Raw genomic sequence first — 276 nt, 5'->3', positions numbered from 1 at the left:
ACTGCCTGTTTTCCGACAACGAGAACGGCATTCTGTCCGGGCGCGTACCCGGTAGCCACATGACCATCGAGCACTCCGAGTTCTCGGAGAATGGTTATGGAGACGGCCAGTCCCATAACCTCTACGCGGGCAACATCGATCGCCTGACCCTTCGGTTCAACCACTTCCGTGGCGCGGTGGTGGGCCACCAGATCAAAAGCCGCGCCCTGCACAACGAAATCCTCTATAACCATGTCTCTGACGACACCTTTGGTCGCTCCAGCTATCTTGTCGACC

At 57.6% G+C, this 276-nt stretch carries 1 protein-coding gene; it reads left to right on the top strand.

Features of this window, described 5'->3' with window-relative positions:
• The coding region (locus R0J92_RS22840; protein WP_411053347.1) for a hypothetical protein at positions 1–276 on the top strand (276 nt) is incomplete at both ends.

Source organism: Tritonibacter sp. SIMBA_163 (assembly GCF_046535935.1).
GTDB lineage: Bacteria > Pseudomonadota > Alphaproteobacteria > Rhodobacterales > Rhodobacteraceae > Epibacterium > Epibacterium scottomollicae.
This window is presented reverse-complemented; position numbering and strand designations above follow the sequence as displayed.